The sequence below is a fragment of the Paraburkholderia flava genome (assembly GCF_004359985.1).
Lineage (GTDB): Bacteria > Pseudomonadota > Gammaproteobacteria > Burkholderiales > Burkholderiaceae > Paraburkholderia > Paraburkholderia flava.
Map to the genome: position 1 here is coordinate 380,041 of NZ_SMRO01000001.1, position 18,622 is coordinate 398,662.

Below are 18,622 nucleotides of genomic sequence, written 5' to 3' on the forward strand. Positions count from 1 at the left end.
CGCGATAGACAACAGATGCGAGCGCGCTGCGATCACGCTCCGCATGCCCCACCTTCCTTGACGCCATCATGCCGCACGCCTACACTCGCACGCACTCTGGTGCTCGCGTGCGCGCCTCCCGCGCACGCAGTTAAACGGGAAACAGGGGGCTTTGCCGACACGGCGAGGCCAACCTGTGCTGCCCCCGCAACGGTAAGCGAAGGCATCGCGCAAGCGATGCAAAGCCGGCTTCGCTGCAAGCGCATCGCGCGCCTGCAGTCGACCACTGTGCGAACGGAATGCGTTCGCGCGGGAAGGTGAAGCGGCGTTTTCGTCAGCCCGGATACCGGCCAGACATGATGGGTTCGCGCCGCGGGGATGCGGTGCTTGCCACGCCTGCAACGCGCTTTTTACACGCATTAGTGTGCTTTCGCGAGCCATAGTCGCGCCGTATCGTCCCCGTCCGCTGTGTTCAACGCATCGCATCGTCGCGTCGCTGTCTGTTCGCGACGGGTGCTGCATGGCACATGCGACACGCGCGATCGTTACGCCGTGAAATCATGCGATGCATACACGTTGCCGGCGCCCTCACATGCACGAACGGAGCAGCAATGCAGACACAGATGCGCAAGATCCCCGTCACGATCGTCACGGGCTTTCTCGGTAGCGGCAAGACGACGCTGTTGCGGCACATTCTTCAGCACGCGGACGGTCTGCGCATCGCAGTGATCGTCAACGAGTTCGGCGAACTCGGCATCGACGGCGAGATCCTGAAAGGCTGCGGCATCGGCTGCGACGAAGAGGGCCGCGAAACGGAAGGCCAGCTCTACGAACTCGCGAACGGTTGCCTGTGCTGCACCGTGCAGGAAGAATTTTTCCCGGTGATGGAGCGGCTCGTCGAGCGACGCGACCAGATCGATCACGTGCTGATCGAAACGTCGGGCCTCGCACTGCCGAAGCCGCTCGTGCAGGCGTTCAACTGGCCCGCGATCAAGAACAGCTTCACCGTCGACGCAGTCGTCACCGTGGTCGACGGTCCCGCCGCGGCGAGCGGCCAGTTCGCCGACAATCCGGTCGCCGTTGATGCACAGCGTCGCGACGACCCGAACCTCGATCACGAATCGCCGCTGCATGAACTGTTCGAAGACCAGTTGTCGTCGGCCGATCTGGTGATTCTCAACAAGACCGATCTGCTCGACGACGCGCAACTCGCTGCCGTCGAAGCGCTCGTGCGCGAAGAAATTCCGCCGCAGGTGAAAGTGGTGCGTGCGCAGAACGGTCGGCTGGATCTGCATGCGCTGCTGGGTCTCGAAGCCGCGTCGGAGACGACGATTCATCTGCGGCACGATCATCACGGGTCGGCTGAAGACGCCGATCATCACCACGACGAATTCGATTCGGTCGTCGTCGAATGCACGGTGTCGTCGCGCGAAGCGGCGATCGCCGCGCTGCAACGGCTCGTCGAAACACACACGATCTATCGCGTGAAGGGTTTCGCCGCGCTGCCGGGTGCGCCGATGCGGCTCGTTGTGCAGGGTGTCGGGCGTCGCTTCGACAGCTACTTCGATCGCCGCTGGAAGCCGGAAGAAAACGCGAACGCAAAGAGCCGTTTCGTGCTGATCGGCGAAGACCTCGACCAGCCGACGTTGCAACGCGCGTTCGACGACGCGCTTGCCCGCACGCACGCGCACGAGGCCTGACCCGCGATGCATCTGCTGCGCACCACGCCGGGCGGTTTCGTCGACGATACAGCAGGCGTCGTCCGGATCGACCAGAAGCCCGCGGACATCGTGGTGCTCAGTTCCGCCGACACGACGTTATCGCTGCTCGCGAGCGTCGTCACGCGACTCGAACCCGGTTTCCCGAGCGTGCGGCTCGCGAACGTCACGTGGCTGCGGCAACCGGCGTCGGTCGATTTCTATCTCGACGACGTGCTGCAGCATGCGCGCGTGGTCGTCGTCGATCATCTCGGCGGCGAAGCGTACTGGCCGTACGGAATCGAGCAGGTCGTCGCGCTCGCGGCGCGTCGCAACCAGGTGCTCGCGATGTTTTCCGGCGATCTGCAGGAAGACCCGAACCTGCTCGCGAAAAGCACCGCCGACGCGGCGTTATGCGAGCACCTGTGGCGCTATCTGCGCGAAGGTGGTCCGGGCAACGCCGAGTCGTTCATGCGTAGGATCGCGTGGCAGGTGTTCGGTTGGGGCCGCGAGCCGGCGCCGCCGCAGCCGTTGCCTGCCGCCGCGCTGTATCACCCGCAACGCGACACGCCCACACTCGACGACTGGCAAACCCGCTGGCGTGCGAACGCGCCCGTCACGGCGATCCTGTTCTACCGCGCGCATCTGCAGGCCGCGAACACGGCAGTATTCGACGCGCTGATCGATGCGCTCGAAGCACGCGGAATGAATCCGCTGCCGATCGCAATCACGTCGCTGAAAGACGCGGTCAGCCGCGACGTCGTGCAGCGGCTGTGCGAGCAGCACAACGTATCGCTGGTGCTGAACACGACCGCATTCGCCGCGAGCGCAATCGACGATCCCGAACCGCTCGCGCTGGCCGGCGACGCGCCGGTGCTGCAGGTGATCCTGAGCGGCGGCAATCGCGAAGACTGGGTGAAGGACAACCAGGGCCTGCATTCGCGCGACATCGCGATGCATGTCGCGTTGCCCGAAGTAGACGGCCGCATCATCACGCGTGCGATCAGTTTCAAGGGGCTCGCGTACCGCTGTCCGCATACCGAAGTCGACGTGGTCCGCTATCAGCCGGATCTGGAGCGCGTCGCGTTCGTCGCGGAACTGAGCCGTCGCTGGTGCCGGCTGCGTCAGTTGCCGAACGCGGACAAACGGCTCGCGCTGATCCTCGCGAACTATCCGCAAAGCGAAGGACGCATCGGCAACGGTGTCGGGCTGGACACGCCGGCGTCCGTCGTGGGCATCCTCGCGATGCTGCGCGCCGAGGGCTATCGCATCGACGACGTGCCCGCCGACGGTGCCGAACTGATGCAGCGGCTCGTGCAGGGCGTGACCAACGATCCCGCCGTGCGCGATCTGCGGCCCGCGCTGCAAAGTCTCGCGCTCTCAGACTACCTTGAATATTTCACGCGCCTGCCCGAGCCGGCGCGTAGCGCGCTGAATGCACGTTGGGGGCCGCCCGAGCAAGACCCGACGCTGCGACGCAGCCGCTTCATGATCGCGGGCTGGCGCTGCGGCAACGTGTTCGTCGGCATCCAGCCATCGCGTTCGCGCGACGACAACAACTACGCGAGCTACCACGACGCCGATCTCGTACCGCCGCATGCGTACCTCGCGTTCTATGTGTGGCTGCGCGAGCGTTTCGGCATCGACGCGGTTGTGCACGTCGGCAAGCACGGCAATCTGGAATGGCTGCCGGGCAAGAGCGTTGCGTTGAGCGACGCATGCTGGCCCGATCTCGTGCTCGGACCGCTGCCGCATCTATACCCGTTCATCGTCAACGATCCGGGCGAGGGCAGTCAGGCGAAGCGGCGCGCGCAGGCGGTGATCATCGATCATCTGATGCCGCCGCTCACGCGCGCAGAAAACTATGGTCCGTTGCAGGATCTCGAACGACAGGTCGACGAATACTACGACGCGTTGATGGTCGACTCGCGCCGCGCGAAGCTGCTGCGCAAAACGATTCTCGCGACGATTGTCGAGCATCGGTTGCACGAAGAACTGAGTCTCGCGGAGCCGGTCGGTCAGGACGCGGAAGACGCGGTGTTGACGCGTGTCGATGCATGGCTGTGCGAGTTGAAGGAAGCGCAGATCCGCGATGGGCTGCATACGTTCGGCCATTCGCCGGAGGGCGTGCAGCGCCGCGACACGCTGCTCGCGCTGGGACGTTTTCCAGTCGGCGATGGGCAGGGCGCGAATGCAGGGCTGATCGATGCAATCGCGAAGGATCTCGGGATCGATCATCTGTTCGATCCGCTGACGGTGGACTGGTCCGCGCTGTGGGAAGGACCGCGTCCTGCATTGCTTGAGGCAGTCGATACCGCACCGTGGCGTCATGTCGGCGATGCGCGCGAACGTCTGGAAATGCTCGCGGCGAAGCTCGTCGAACCGCTGTGCGTGGAGGGAATGCCCGCACCGGCTGAAGGCATCGCTTTGTCGCACGCGGAACGCGTACTCGCGCGACTGCGCGACCAGGTGCTGCCCGCACTCGACGCATGCGGCCGCGAAGAAATGCGTCAGTTGCGACGCGGACTCGAAGGACGTTTCGTGCCGCCGGGTCCGAGCGGTTCGCCGTCGCGTGGCCGACCGGACGTACTACCGACCGGTCGCAATTTCTATTCGGTCGATACGCGCGCGGTGCCGACGCAGGCCGCGTGGGCGCTCGGCCTGAAGTCCGCGCAGCAGTTGATCGAACGACATCTGCAGGAGCATGGTGACTACCCGCGCGCGATCGGCCTGTCCGTATGGGGCACCGCAACGATGCGCACCGGCGGCGACGATATCGCACAAGCGCTTGCGTTGATCGGCGTGCGGCCGAAATGGGCACCGGGCAGTCATCGCGTGACCGACTTCGAGATCATGCCGATCGAGGCCTTCGACCGGCCACGCATCGACGTGACGCTGCGCGTGTCGGGCTTTTTCCGCGATGCGTTCGCGAACGTGATGCATCTGTTCGACGCAGCCGTGCAGGCAGTCGCCGAACTCGACGAGCCGCCCGAACTGAATCCGATCCGCGCGCGCGTGCAGGCGGATCGCGATGCAATGATCGAGCGCGGCATCGCACCCGACGAAGCGCGTCGGCGTGCAGGCTGGCGCGTGTTCAGTTCGCGACCCGGTTCGTATGGAGCAGGGTTGCAGCAGATGATCGATTCGCGTCAATGGCAAACCGATGCCGACCTCGCTGGCGCCTATCACGCGTGGGGCAGTTACGCGTATGCGCAGAAAAGCGCCGGCGACGAAGCACGCGATGCATTCGGCACACGCCTCGCGGCGCTCGACGTCGTATTGCAGAACCAGGACAACCGCGAACACGACGTGCTCGATTCGAACGACTACTACCAGTTCCAGGGCGGCATGACCGCAGCGGTCCGGCATCTGTCGGGCACGCAGCCCCATGTCTATCACGCGGATCACAGCAACCCCGCCGCGCCGCGCATCCGCACGCTGCACGAGGAGATCGCGCGCGTGATCCGTTCGCGTGTCGTGAATCCGAAGTGGCTCGACGGCGTGAAGCGGCACGGCTACAAAGGTGCGGCGGAAATCGCCGCAACCGTCGACTATCTGTACGGCTACGACGCGACCGCGCGGGTCGTCGCGGACCATCAGTACGCGCTCGTCGCCGATGCTTACGTGAACGATGCCGGCACCCGCGAATTCATGCAGCAGCACAACCCGCATGCGCTGCACGCGATCTGCGAGCGGCTGCTCGAAGCGATGCAGCGCGGTCTATGGCAAACGCCGGGCGACTATCGCGAACAGATCGAAACGCATCTGCTCGCGAGCGAACAGCATATCGAAGGAACACGGTCATGAATGCGTCTTTTCCGGCTTTTCCATTCAGTGCGTTGATCGGTCAGGAAGCGTTGCAACAGGCGTTGCTGATTGCGGCAGTCGATCCGGGCATCGGTGGTGTGTTGATCAGCGGACCGCGCGGCACCGCGAAAACGACCGCTGCACGCGCGCTCGCCGAGCTGTTGCCAGAAGGCCGATTCGTCACGCTGCCGCTCGGCGCAAGCGAGGAACGCCTGATCGGTACGCTCGATCTCGAGAGCGTGCTGCGCGACGGCGCGGTGAAGTTTTCACCGGGGCTGCTCGCGCTTGCGCATCGCGGCGTGCTGTATGTCGATGAAATTAATCTCTTGCCCGACACGCTCGTCGACGCGCTGCTCGATGCAGCCGCGAGCGGCACGAACACGGTCGAGCGCGATGGCGTGTCGCACAGTCACGATGCGCGTTTCGTGCTGGTCGGCACGATGAATCCGGAAGAGGGCGAATTAAGGCCGCAACTGCTCGACCGTTTCGGTCTGATGGTGGCGCTCGAAAACTGTTTCGACGCGACGCAGCGGCAGCGGATCGTCAAGGCGCGGCTCGCGTTCGATGCGAACCCCGACGCATTTCGTCGTGACCACGCGGCGCAGCAGGCTGCACTCGCGCAGCGCATTCGTGCGGCACGCGATGTGTTGCCCACGCTCGTGTTCGACGATGCAGTGCACGAGCAGGTCAGCGCGTGCTGTATCGAAGCAGCGGTTGATGGTTTGCGCGCAGACCTCGTGATGCTGCGTGCAGCACGTGCGCTCGCGGCGCTCGAAGCAGCGGAAGCGGTGACGCTTGCGCACGTCGAGCGTGTCGCGGATGCGGTGCTGCTGCATCGACGTCATGCGCACGATGAACACATGCAGTCCGCTTCGGAGCGTTCGTCTCGCGACGACGGCCAGAGCCACGCACCGTCGTCTTCAGGTCAGAACAACATGCAGTCGCAAAACGACAGCGACTGGGGCTACCTGCCAGCCGAGCCCACAGGCCTCGCGCACGTCAAAAGCGTCGTCCCGCTCGCCGTAAAAAAAACCTGAGCCATCGGAACGGCGCTGCCGCTGACGGACCCAGCGGCTTCCGATGGCTGCAACGCGCACGCACAGCGACACGCGATGGCGCGCCGGGAACGCGCATCGCATGGCCCGCGACGCTCATCGCAAAACGGCACACGCCGCTGCGCGCCGAACATCTGCGCTTCGTCTCGGCCGCATCGCAAGGCGGCGAACTGCATTGCTTCGCACTCGACTGCTCGGCATCGATGCTGGCCGGCGAACAGCTTGCGCTCGCGAAGGGCTTGCTCGTTGCGCTGTTCGATCGTGTCGCACGCGAACGAGGTGAGGCCGCGCTCGTATGCTTCGGCGGAATGGGAGCGGATGTCCGCTTTGGGCCGGCTACGCCTCGGTGGTGGAACGAGCGCTGGTTGCGCCCGGTCGGCGGTGCGGGCGGTACACCGCTCGCGTTGGGTGTGCAGCGTGCGGCGACCTTGCTCGAACGTGCCGCACGGCGCAGACCTGCGCAGCAACGCTGGCTGTGGGTGCTGTCGGATGGACGCAGCCGCGACCGGCCGCAGCGGCCTGCGGGAGCGGATCGCGTCGTGTTCGTCGATTTCGAACGGGCGGCGGTGCGGCTTGGGCGGTGTGCGCTGCTGGCTCGGGAGTGGAGTGCCGAGTATTGCGTGCCGGACGACTTGATCGGGGCTTGAGCAATGGCCTCAAAGAAGGAAGCCTAAGCACAACGCATCTCGCCAACGGCTGCGCGATGCAAAAAACGCCTTCCCGATACTCCATCGATTATCTGCGACATGCCCGCAACGGGCATACCGTTTAAAGCCTCAGCCTGCCCTGTGTTTTCTCGGGGTGGGCTTTTTTGTTTCGGAAGGGCGCGGGCATCGAACAGAGGCGGGCTGCGATGAAATCGCACGTCAACCTGGCCGAAATGAACCATGTAAATGGCCGGATCGGCTCCGGCATACATGAATTTGTCCCTCTACATTTTGCAGCAACACTGCGGCATCGCGCTGCGCCGACTCGCTCGCGCAGGCACGCCTGAACAAAAACGAACCGGAGGAGGAGACGTGAAGTGATCTTCTAGCCGACGTCACGCGACAGCCGGTGGGTGCCCTGGCAGCCCACGATCCGCCCATTACTACTCGACAGGCGACCGCAAAATGAAGAAGAACATAGCGCTTTGTGCAGCACTCTCCACGTTGTGCAGTTCGGGATGGGCACAAACCAGCGTCACACTCTATGGTGTGATCGACGCGGGCATTCGCTACGAAACCCACGGAGTGAACTACGGCCCGGATGGAACGCCCACAGCGGTGGGCCGCAAGCTCGCGATGACGACCGGAGGCGGACTCACGGAAAGCTACTGGGGCGTAAAAGGTCAGGAAGACCTCGGCGGCGGCCTGCAGGCGTTGTTTCAGCTGGAAAGCCATTTCTCACCGGGCGACGGCAGCATTACCCCACAGGGCTCGCCGAACTTCTTCCAGATATCGTATGTGGCGCTGCAGTCGTCCACGTTAGGCGAGCTGTCGTTTGGGCGGCAGTACAACGTGGCGTTCGAAGGCGTGTCGCTCGCATACGGCTCGAATCTGTGGACCGGCGATCAGGATCCCTACACCAATCAATTCAAGCCGGAGCAGACGTTGATTGCGGGTTCGCGTACCAGCAACATGATTCAGTACGGCGCGCAGATCGGCGGTATGTATTTTCTCGCGCAGTACGCGCCCGGCGGTCACGCCGGTGGCGGCGGTGCGGGCAGTCAGTTGGGCGCGTCGGTTGCGTACGCGCCGGACAAGGGACTGGTCAAGGCCAGCGCGTCGTTCCTGCGTACCCGCGACGACGTGACGAATGCGAAGTTCGACATTTACACCGGCGGCGGCTCGGTCAACATCGGCAACTTCAGTGTCAACGCAGGCTACTTCGAAAACAGCCGCGACAACGACTTTACTCAATTCGCGAACGGTCCGTTTAGCGCGCCCGACCTGGCGGGCCTTGGAATCATCTCGCCGGAACAGACCGTCGATCCCACGATTCCCGGCGGCTTCCGTAAGCGCAAGATGATTCTCGCGGGCCTCACGTACCGTTTTACGCCGGCGTTCACGGTCGCGGTCAACGGCTGGTGGACAAAGCAGACCGGCTACACGGACGACTTCAACGGTAACGCCCATCAGTACCAGGTCGTCGCGGGCTACAGTCTGTCGAAGCGCAGCATGCTGTATGCGGAAGCCGACTACTCGATCTATCGCGGTGGTCTCACCGGCGCGCAACTGGTGGGGATCAACGGTCAGGCGCCATCGGTCAGTACGACCCAGACCGGCATCATGGTCGGCCTGCGCCACTACTTCTGACGGGTTTTCTACACATTCGATCACGCCATACTTCACCAGCCTCCCTTCCTGTGCCTGTTTAGAGTGGTTCGCCGAGCGGTGTCCGCGGTTGCGGGTGTCGCTCTACAATCCGGTCCAGAGAGAGGGGAGACACATGGACGGAACGGAGCGCTATACGGCCGCGAATCTGCAGGTCTACATGTTGCGATGCATTGCCGAGATGAGCACCGGGTCAGGCATCGACCCAAAGCGTCTGTGCATGGGTCTCGGATTCGACGCGGCCGATCTGTCGAATCCCGAGTGCCGGCTGTCGTTCCGCCAGGCCAGTGCGATGATCCGGCGTGCTATCGAAATGGTGCCGTCGCGGGCGCTTGGACTCGAGATCGGTACGAGCGAAACCATCGCTTCGATCGGCATGGTGGGCTACGCGATGCTCACGAGCCCGACGCTCGGCGAAGCCGTCGCACTCGGCATCAAGATGCAGCATCTCGCGGGCGGCATGATGAATTTCGATCTCGTGCACAGCGATACGGCGATGTCGATCCACGCGACCAACCGCTTCTACGAGCCCGACATCCAGATGTTTCTGGTGGAGGAGGCGTTCGGTAGTTTCATGAAAGTCGGTCAGGCGCTGGTCGGCGAGCAGTTCAAACCGACGTCGATCGATCTGATCTACCCGCAGCCTGAGTACGCGAGCGAATACACGCGCGTGTTCAAATGTCCGATCCGTTTTGGGCAACGGGACAATGTGTTTGCATGCGACGCGGTATGGGCCAGCAAGCCGATCGCGACCTACGATCCGCTCAGCCATCGGCAGGCGCTCGAATTCCTGCATTTGATGGAGGCTCAGGAGAACCCCGAAGTCGAATTGCTGGAGTCGATCGAGCGGATCGTGCGACGCGATATGCGCACGGTGCTGACGCTCCAGCAAGTCGCCGCGCAACTGTGCATGAGCGAGCGCACGTTACGCCGCCGTCTCGCGGACAGCGGCGTGTCGTATCAGACGATGCTCGACAACATTCGACGCACACGTTCGCTCGCGTTGCTGGGCAACCCGCGCCTGTCGATCGAAGAGGTCGCGTATGAGGTGGGGTTCAGCGATTCGCACAACTTCCGCCGCGCGTTCAGGCGATGGACCGGACGCGGCCCGCGCGAATCGGCTTAGTTCCTGTGTGATCGCGCGCTGCTCAGCGCGAGCCACACGAACGGCATGGCCGCAGCGATGCCGATACACAGCAGCGTAGCGAAGCGGATGCCGCCATACGTGTCGAGCAGACCGCCTGCGACCGCGGTGCCGATGCCCCCGCCGATGAACGTCACGACGACCGTGCGCGCGACCAGTGAGCCGTCCGGATCGATTTCGGACAGGAGCCCAGTCAGAAACGGAATGATGACGAAGAACGCGCAGTTCAATACGAGCTGGCTCACGAAATACGATGTGCCGCCGTTCGAACCGAAGAAAGCGATCAGCGAGCCGATCATCGCGACTTGAGCAAGCAGGATGATTTTCAACCGGTGCGGTTGGCTTGCGCGTTGAGAAGGAATGATCGCACCAGCAAAACCGAGCAACGACGACAGCGACAACAGAATACCGATCGTCGACGTCGACAGTCCTGCTCTCGTGCCGACAATTCCGGCTACCGCCCATTGCGATGCCTGCACGCCGTAAATCAGCACGGTGACGGCCCAGATGCTCGACACGAGCTTTTTGGACATCGGCCGATGTGTGCGCACGGTGGCGGCTCGATGTGTGTACGCGTCGATGCCGAAGATGACCGGCGACATCAACACAATGGTCGCGACGAGCAGCAGAAAAATCCCGTGTGCAAGCCATGCCTCTGGCAGATAGGCGATGACGACGAGCAGGCCGCCGTTGATGATCCCCGCGATCAGATTGATTTGCCCCCACAGGCGGTCCGCCGACTCGCGTTGCGAGATCGCGGATGCAACGACGACGAAGAGCATGCCTTCGAATATGCCCGACACGCCGCGTGCGATGGCAATGGAGACGACTGTCGGGACCAGCACGCTCGCGGCCTGTCCCGCGAGCGTACCGAAGAGACCCGCAAGCGTGAAGATGCGTGGTGCGCTTGCGATCCAGCGCGGCAATAACGCGCAACTCAGCGCGATGCCGAGAATCTCCACGCCTGCGATCTGCGTCGCGATGCCTTCGTCGAGATGGAACCGCAGCATCACGGCGGCGACGATGAACGGTGTGAGGATCATGCCGTTCGTCGCGATCGCGTACGCGAGCGACAGCTGCGACACCGCACGACGGCCCAGCTCGGGCCGGAGCGTCGACGGAGCAGCGGGGGCGGACGGGTTCGTCATATCGAAGTGTGCGCCTTGAGAAGGATCCGTCGAAGTGGAGGGTGCCGTCATTTTCGCCTGGTGATCCGGATAGACGTGGGCTAGAGACCGAACAGGGTCCGCAGATACGGTGTGATGAAATTGCGTTGCGGGTCCATGCGTTCACGCAGTGCGAGAAAGTCGTTCCAGCGCGGATAAAGCGCGGCGAAGTCGCGGCCCTTAAGCGAATGCATTTTGCCCCAGTGCGGCCGGCCGCCGTGATTCATGCAGATTGCCTGCACGCCGTCGAAATACTGTTCGAACGGCATGCCTCGATACTGGTGGACCGAAATGCGGACGCTGTCGCGGCCGTAGTCTGGGCTAAGCCAGATGTCGTCACCCCGGACCCAGCGGTATTCCAGCGGGAACATCAATGGGAATGTCTTGCGCGAAATGAACGCGCGAATCTCGCGCAATGCATCGGCGCCACGATCAGCCGGCAGCGACCATTCCATTTCGTTGAAGCGGATGCGGCGCACGGTCGACAGCAGCGAATGGCTTGCGTCGACCCGTTCGGCAGGCGACGACACGAGCGCCGCGCAGAGCCGGCTGATCGACGGACACAGCGACGGCAGATGTTTGCTCACGCCGCACAGCAAACCGAATACGCCGTTTTCGAGCACTTCGTCGGTGACGTAGTGCGTCCAGTTCCGGGTGTCGACAGGTTCGTCGGTCAGGTTCCAGATCTTCGTCAGCATCGTGTCGGTGTGGGGCAGCCAGTAGAACTCGAACGAACGGTTCTGCCGCGTCATCGCATCCGCCTGCGCGAGGCACGTTTCGAAGTCCATCTTGCCGCGTGTGAGCTTGAGCCGGTACGACGGGACGAGGCGCAGGCTGATTTCGGTGAGCACACCCAGCACGCCCAGCCCGATCCGGCCGCCTTCGAACAGGTCGGCGTTTTCGTCGCGCGATGCGACCACATCGCGGCCGTCGGCGGTCGTGAAGCGCAGGCTCGCGATCTGCGTCGCCAGATTGCCGAGCTCGATGCCGGTGCCGTGCGTGCCGGTACTGGTCGCGCCCGCGATCGATTGCACGTTGATGTCGCCGAGGTTCTCCATCGCGAGTCCATGTGCGGCGAGTTCGCTGCCGAGCGTATAGAGTCGCGTGCCGGCTCGTACGCGTGCGATGCGCCTGGTGCTATCGACGTCCACGACACCTTGCAGTTTATCCAGCGACACGATTACGCCGTCGGTTTGCGCGAGCGGTGCGAACGAATGTCCGGCACCCACCACACGCACCGGCATAAGCTTTTGGGCCGCGTCGCGCAGCACATCGACAAGCTCGTCTCGCGACGCAGGCGTCGCCAGCGTTGCCTGAGGACAACTCACGTAGCCGGACCAGTTACGCCACATAGCGTTGTTTTTCCATATCGGGTGGGTGGGCTGGAAAGCGTGAGCGGTCAGAAGAAATTCTGTCCCTCTCCGCGATAGGTCGGAATGCAGTCGACGACATGCCCATTCCGGATGAGCAGCAGTTCGTTGAAGCGCTCGCAGAGTTCGCCCGCTTTTGCATGCCGGAACAGCAGCGGATCGCCGATCTCAATGGAGACCGAACGTGGATGGCACACGGGCGTTTGCACTTCGCCCGCCCCTTCGTTCACGATCAGGGTGCAGCCTTCAGGCAGCCACGGCTGCGGCAGGCGATTCGTGCCGGCGGGCCCCGATGCGATGTAGCCACCGCCCGAGCACGTGACGATGCCGTCGCGAGGCCGGCGCGTGACCGGCAACGCGAACCCTGCGGCGGGCTGCGTGCGAAAGGCGGTGTAGTGATCGAACAGTGTGGGCGTATAAAGACCCGAGCCCATCGCGAGTTCGGTGACCGACGCGTCGCTGCGCGTACTTTCGATGCTGCCGGTGCCGCCGCCGTTGACGAAGCGCAGCGAATGGCCAGCAGCGGCCAGCGCGTGCACGACGTTGCTGCGTCGCCCATTGGTCTCGCGAATCGATCGGCGTTTCAGATACCGGATGACGCTATTTTTTAACGACTGGCCCGGTACGCTGTCCATCAGCCCGGCGATCTGACCTTCGTAGCCCATCAACCCGTCAAGCCGCACGTTGGGCCGGCGGGCGATGTCGTTCGCCAATGCGATTGCGCTTGCGACGTCGCGCACCGGCGATCGATACACACCAAAGTAAATGCCCGGGAACGATGAAGACATGTCGAGATCGATCGACAGCGGCATTGCGACGCCCTCGCGGCGAGCAAGCACATCGATGCATTCGACCTGCTGCGGACAGTCGACCATCAGCGTGATCGAACGGCCGGCGCGTAACTGTTCGGCGACCGCTCGAAGCGCAGACGGCTCGACCGACGGATACGCGACCACGAGGTCGTCGAAGCCCTGGGTCGCCAGCCACGCCGCTTCCATCGGCGAATAGCACAGCAGGCCGCGCATGAGCGGACTACTCGCGAGCGCGAGCCGGATGATGCCGACCGCTCGCACGGACTTCGTGACGAGACGGAGCGGTAGATTGGCCGCGCGTCGACGGATATCGGCGAGATTCGCCGCCAGGCTATCGAGATCGACGAATGCAGCCGGCAGACGATGGCCGCGTAGCGCGTCACGGTAGTACGCGTAGTCGCGTGCCGGTTGTTCCTCTGCAGGAAAAGGCGAAACGCCGCTCATGAGGGTTTCTGTTTGTCGTGGATTAGCCGGTGACGCTGCGATTCGATGCCGCTTTAAGGCGGGATCGCCCTGTCTCACTGTGGGGTGAGCGCAGTGTGAGAGTAGCCATCGTCAAAATGACGACCAAGGGTAGAGGCGGCCTTTGGATGGGTCTAATCCGGCCAGCGGCGGTGGGTGTGGGGCGATCGTCACGGTGACGCCCGGTGCCTGTCTGCCGACGCTTGCGGTCGGTGAATGGAGGATGTGCCGCCGGCGTCGGCATGCGGCGCTACCGGGGGGCGACGGCGCCGTCGCCTTCGTGTTCAAGGGAGGGACAGAGGATACGGCACCGGACACGATGCCGGATTCAACGCAGGCGTGTGTCAAACGCAGAAAGCTGTGTCAGGCGCCAGGCGCCAGGCGCCAGGCGTCACGGGTACGAACGCGGCGTATACACCCACTCGCCACCATCGCCGCGCGCAAACCCTCTCGTCGTCGTCGACCCGACGATCACCATCGTCCGCATATCGACGTCGCTGCTGCGCAGCTCGCCGAGCGTGGTCGTCGTGAGCGTGCCACCCGGCCTGCCGATATCGCGTCCCAGCACGACACGCGTCGCGGGCGTCCGGTACTCGCGGACGATATCGAGCGCGGTATCCAGTTGCCACGGCCGCGCACGCGACACCGGGTTGTAGAACGCCATCACCAGATCGGCCTGCGCTGCGTGTCTAAGCCGCGTCTCGATGATCGACCACGGCTTCAGATTGTCCGACAGCGACAGCACGCAGAAATCGTGGCCTAGCGGCGCACCGGCTTGCGCAGCGGTCGCCATGGCAGCCGATACGCCCGGCACCATGCGCAACTCGACTTGTGCCCAACGGGGATCGTCGGATGTATCGAGCGCTTCGAGCACCGCCGCCGCCATCGCAAACACGCCAGGGTCGCCCGACGATACGACGACCGCCGCGCGTCCTTCCGTCGCGAGTTCGAAAGCGTGGCGTGCGCGCTGCAATTCCTCGCGATTGTCGGTCGCGTGTACGCGCTGGTTGTCGCGGAACGGGCCAGCCATGTTCACGTACGTCGCGTAGCCGAGGATATCGGTGGCGTCTATGAGTGCGTCGCGCGCGGCGGGCACGAGTAGATCGGCGGAGCCTGGGCCCAGGCCGATCACGGTCACGCTGCCGCGTGGGCGGCCGATCGTCGCGATGTCTAACGGCGCGTCGGCGATCGCGAGCGTGACCGACGAGGTTGCCTCGTGCAGTACGTTGTGCGGAACAGTCAGCGCGGCTGCAAGCAATTGGTCCGCGTCGGCATCGAGGTCGATAAAACGCAGCGGCACGGCGAGTGCCTGTGCGGCATCGGCAAGCGCCGTATCGGTGCAACGTGCAGCGGGCGCGAGCAGAGCGGCGAGCGCAGCATGCGCAACGTGGTGTGCTTGCAGTGCATCGAGCACCAGCTGTTCGACGTCGTCTCTAATACCACCGATCGCCGCAACCACACTCCGCGGATGAATCAACAAAGTATCCGCCGACGCATCGACGAACGGCGTCACGCGAATCGCCCGCTGCGCAGAAGCATCGCGCGGCAGCGCCGCATCGTCGAGCCACGGCGCGTCGCCTTCGATGCGCGTCGTCTCGCCTGCCAGCAGATCGGAGACGAAGCGCTTGCCGTGCGCGAGATCCGCGAGTGCATAACCTTCCGGCGGATTCAGCACACAGGTGCCGAAACGCAGTTCGCCGCTCGTCGTGATCGCGGGTGCGATGCCGAGCGCGGCCGCGATATCGCGTGCGAGCACGTTGACACCCGCGAGCCCGCCGAGCAGCGGCACGACCGCGCTGCCGTCTTCCGCGACCGCGAGCACCGGCGGCTCCGCGCCCTTGTTCGCGAGCAGCGGCGCGACGCAGCGGATCACGATGCCGGCCGCGCACAACGCGACGATCGGCGTGCCGCGCGCGTACAGCTCGCGCAGATGCGCGGCGAGTTCCGTGTAGCCGACGTCCGCTTCGACACGGCCCGCGAGTCCATGCACCTGCGAACCCGGACAGCATGCCTGCACACGACGCGCGACATCGAGCGCACCGACGCCGAGAATCACGATCGCCGGCGGCATCATCCCTGCCATTTTTGCCCCGGCACGACGAGTAGCGAGAAGTAGGGCGACGCCATCGGATCGACGTCCGCGAGCGGCACGATGCGCTGGTTTGCCATCGTCGCGCGCTCGACGTACAGCGCGCGTTTCGCGAGCCCGAGTTCGTCGAGTACGCGTCTTACCTTGTCGAAATTGCGACCGAGCTTCATCACGACGGCTGCGTCCGCATCCGCGAGACGGCGCCGCAATTCGGCTTCGGGCAATACACCCGACAGCACTGCAAGCGACTGGTTGCGATAAACGAGCGGCGCGCCGAGTACGGCGGCGCCGCCGAGCATCGAGCAGACGCCGGGCACGACTTCGGTTTCGAAACGCGCGGCGAGCCGGTCGTGCAGATACATATACGAGCCATAGAAAAACGGATCGCCTTCGCAGATCACCGCGACGTCGCGACCCGCGTCGAGATGCCCGGCGACGATCGCGGCAGCAGTGTCGTAGAAGTCGGCGATGATCGCTTCATACGATAGCGGCGGTTCGAGCGCTTCGGTCGTCACCGGATAGACGAGCGGCAGGTGCGTCTGTGCATCGTCGAGATGCGCCTCGACGATCCCGAACGCGTTACCTTTTTTGCCCTTCGCGACGAAATACGCGACGACAGGTGCCGCTTTCAGCAGTCGCACGGCTTTGAGCGTCAGCAGTTCGGGGTCGCCTGGACCAACGCCGATGCCGAACAGGCGTCCCTTACCCGTACTCATTCGACCTCCGACGCAAGCGCGTTCACCGCTGCGGCAACCATCGCGCTGCCGCCGCGTCGTCCCGCGACGATCACCCACGGCACGTCATAACCACCTGACGCGAGCAGCGCCTTCGATTCCGCCGCACCGACGAAGCCGACCGCAAAACCAAGAATCAACGCGGGTCGCGGTGCGCCCGCATCGAGCAGATCGAGCAGATGGAACAGCGCGGTCGGCGCATTGCCGATCGCGACGACGCTGCCTTCGAGATGCGGTCGCCACAGCTCGACCGCCACAGCCGAGCGCGTGTTGCCGAACTGCTTCGCAAGGTCGGGCACGGTTGCATCGCCGAGCGTGCACAGCACCGGGTTATTCGCCGGCAGTCGCGCACGCGTGATGCCTTCGGCGACCATTCGCGCATCGCAGAGAATCGGCGCGCCGGACGCAAGCGCATTGCGGCCCGCGTGTCCTGCGCCCTCGGAAAAACGCAGATCGTCGACGATGTCGATCATGCCGCACGCGTGGATCACGCGGACCGCGAGCTTTTCGAGGTCGGGCGGCACGCGCGACAGATCGGCTTCCGCGCGGATCGTCGCAAACGACTGGCGATAGATCTGCTGGCCGTCGCGAAGGTAGTCATGCATCGGTGTGGCTCCGGGACGGTCGCGCGAGTAGCGCGGCGGCCTGTTCGATAGTCAGGTGGTGCGCGATGGGGATGCCGAAGCGGTCGGCGCCGCCCACGCTCGCGCGTTGATACAGGTCATAGCAGCCGGGCGCGGTTGCGAGCAGCGTGTGCGGTGCGCAATGCGCGGCCGCGCAGGAGCGCGGGCAGCCGCTTAGGTGGACGGCATCGTCTGCGCTCGTGTCGGGAAGAAGGGTGGCGAGATGCAATGCGTCGGCTTTTGTGTCGGCGGCGCTTTTCGTGCAACCGGTCGAACCGGCGCATGCGATCAGCCGCACGTAGGGATGCGACGGCTCGCACGCGAGGCCGAGTGCGCGCAGGCTATCGAGTACGGCGGGCACTGCATCGTCGGCGACGTCGGGGATGAGCACGCTTTGCCACGGTGTGACATGTAGCGTTCCGTTGCCGTGTTCTGATACGAGCGCGGCCAGCTTAACCAGCGTGCACGTATCGAGCCGCCCGAGCGCCGGCTGCCCGCCGACGTGAGACAGCTTTGAATCGCGTTGCCGATGAGCGCCGACGCGCAACGACGGCGATGCTGGTGCACGGGTCCATGCGGCGACAGCGGGATCGTCGTGCAAAGCAATGTCTGCTCGTTCGGCCGCGCGTTGCAATAACGCGGAGGCGTCGTAGCTGGCGAGCACGTCGCGCATTCGCGTGTCGTCAGAGCCGCTGACGTCCAGGAACGTATGCAGCAACGCTTCGACGAAAACGGGTAGATCGGCAGCGGCCACTGACGCAAGTGCGCTGCCCGGCACCGACAACGGACAGCCCGCAAGACCCACCGCGTACCGCGCACGATCCGCATCGCCGACTGCCGAATCCATTGCCGAAAACCACACATCGTGCGGATGATCGACCGCCATCAAGCGTTCACCGCCGTCGAGCATCAGCGCGAATTTCGGCGACAACGCCGCGAAGCGCGGCTCGCGTTGCAGTCGCGAAAGCAACGCAGCGGCGAGTGGCCGCGTGTCGTCGAGCGCCTGCGGATCGCGGCCTGCGAGCGGGCTCGTCATCACGTTGCGACGTTCATCGGCGTGCGCGTTGTTCGGATCCTGCGTACCGGGGCCGGTCTGCATCAGCGCCGCAACGAGCGAGGTCTCGTGACCCGCCCGCACGCCGCGCAACTGCAGGTTCGCGCGATTGGTCAACTCGACGATACCAGCCGTGTGCAGATCGGCGGCCTGTGCGACCGCGACCGCATCGCGCGCATGCAGTTCGCCGCCCGGCAGCTTGATCCGGCAGAGCCCGCCGTCGCGTGCGGCAACGATGCGCGCAAGCGACGGACACGCCGACGCGCGCGGCGCAGACCGTGCATCGACAGCAGCAGGGGACAAAACTCGATTCAA

The 18,622-nt window shown here is 64.3% G+C and carries 13 protein-coding genes and 1 riboswitch; of the genes, 6 read left to right on the top strand and 7 right to left on the bottom strand.

Annotation, left to right across the window (positions count from 1 at the left end; translation table 11 throughout):
• Positions 1–80 precede the first annotated feature (80 nt).
• Positions 81–348: riboswitch (cobalamin riboswitch) on the top strand.
• A gap of 242 nt (positions 349–590) precedes the next feature.
• The 6 genes from cobW to E1748_RS01665 all read left to right on the top strand — a co-directional run bounded on the left by cobW (position 591) and on the right by E1748_RS01665 (position 9,979).
• Positions 591–1,679, top strand: coding sequence for a cobalamin biosynthesis protein CobW (gene cobW, locus E1748_RS01640; protein WP_133645414.1), 1,089 nt, complete (start codon positions 591–593; stop codon positions 1,677–1,679).
• A gap of 6 nt (positions 1,680–1,685) precedes the next feature.
• Positions 1,686–5,483: a cobaltochelatase subunit CobN gene (gene cobN / locus E1748_RS01645; RefSeq protein ID WP_133645415.1), complete on the top strand. Its 3,798-nt coding sequence runs from the start codon at positions 1,686–1,688 to the stop codon at positions 5,481–5,483.
• Complete coding sequence (locus E1748_RS01650; RefSeq protein WP_240766236.1) at positions 5,480–6,520, top strand: magnesium chelatase ATPase subunit I; 1,041 nt, start codon at positions 5,480–5,482, stop codon at positions 6,518–6,520. Before cobN ends, E1748_RS01650 begins: the two co-directional genes overlap by 4 nt.
• A gap of 47 nt (positions 6,521–6,567) precedes the next feature.
• Positions 6,568–7,185, top strand: coding sequence for a vWA domain-containing protein (locus E1748_RS01655; RefSeq protein ID WP_133645417.1), 618 nt, complete (start codon positions 6,568–6,570; stop codon positions 7,183–7,185).
• Positions 7,186–7,650: 465 nt separating this feature from the next.
• Positions 7,651–8,835, top strand: a complete 1,185-nt coding sequence (locus E1748_RS01660; protein WP_133645418.1) for a porin — start codon at positions 7,651–7,653, stop codon at positions 8,833–8,835.
• Positions 8,836–8,968: 133 nt separating this feature from the next.
• Positions 8,969–9,979, top strand: coding sequence for an AraC family transcriptional regulator (locus E1748_RS01665; RefSeq protein WP_133645419.1), 1,011 nt, complete (start codon positions 8,969–8,971; stop codon positions 9,977–9,979).
• Here E1748_RS01665 and E1748_RS01670 read toward each other — a convergent pair.
• From E1748_RS01670 to cobG, 7 genes are all read right to left on the bottom strand, one after another.
• Entirely contained in the window at positions 9,976–11,145 is a 1,170-nt protein-coding gene (locus E1748_RS01670; protein WP_133645420.1) for an MFS transporter, read from the bottom strand. The two genes, E1748_RS01665 and E1748_RS01670, sit on opposite strands and share 4 nt — an antisense overlap.
• 80 nt (positions 11,146–11,225) lie before the next feature.
• The gene (locus E1748_RS01675; RefSeq protein ID WP_133645421.1) at positions 11,226–12,515 is read right to left on the bottom strand and encodes a D-arabinono-1,4-lactone oxidase; all 1,290 of its coding nucleotides are present in this window, start codon (positions 12,513–12,515) and stop codon (positions 11,226–11,228) included.
• Between the two features lie 47 nt (positions 12,516–12,562).
• Positions 12,563–13,789: an amino acid deaminase/aldolase gene (locus E1748_RS01680; protein ID WP_133645422.1), complete on the bottom strand. Its 1,227-nt coding sequence runs from the start codon at positions 13,787–13,789 to the stop codon at positions 12,563–12,565.
• 409 nt (positions 13,790–14,198) lie between these two features.
• Entirely contained in the window at positions 14,199–15,881 is a 1,683-nt protein-coding gene (gene cobJ, locus E1748_RS01685) for a precorrin-3B C(17)-methyltransferase (RefSeq protein WP_133647187.1), read from the bottom strand.
• Positions 15,878–16,612 (bottom strand): precorrin-2 C(20)-methyltransferase, encoded by a 735-nt coding sequence (locus tag E1748_RS01690; RefSeq protein WP_133645423.1) that lies wholly within the window; start codon positions 16,610–16,612, stop codon positions 15,878–15,880. Before E1748_RS01690 ends, cobJ begins: the two co-directional genes overlap by 4 nt.
• A complete protein-coding gene (locus tag E1748_RS01695; protein ID WP_133645424.1) occupies positions 16,609–17,235 on the bottom strand; it encodes a precorrin-8X methylmutase in 627 nt (208 codons plus the stop codon). Before E1748_RS01695 ends, E1748_RS01690 begins: the two co-directional genes overlap by 4 nt.
• Positions 17,228–18,622, bottom strand: coding sequence for a precorrin-3B synthase (gene cobG / locus E1748_RS01700; protein WP_240766238.1), 1,395 nt, complete (start codon positions 18,620–18,622; stop codon positions 17,228–17,230). Before cobG ends, E1748_RS01695 begins: the two co-directional genes overlap by 8 nt.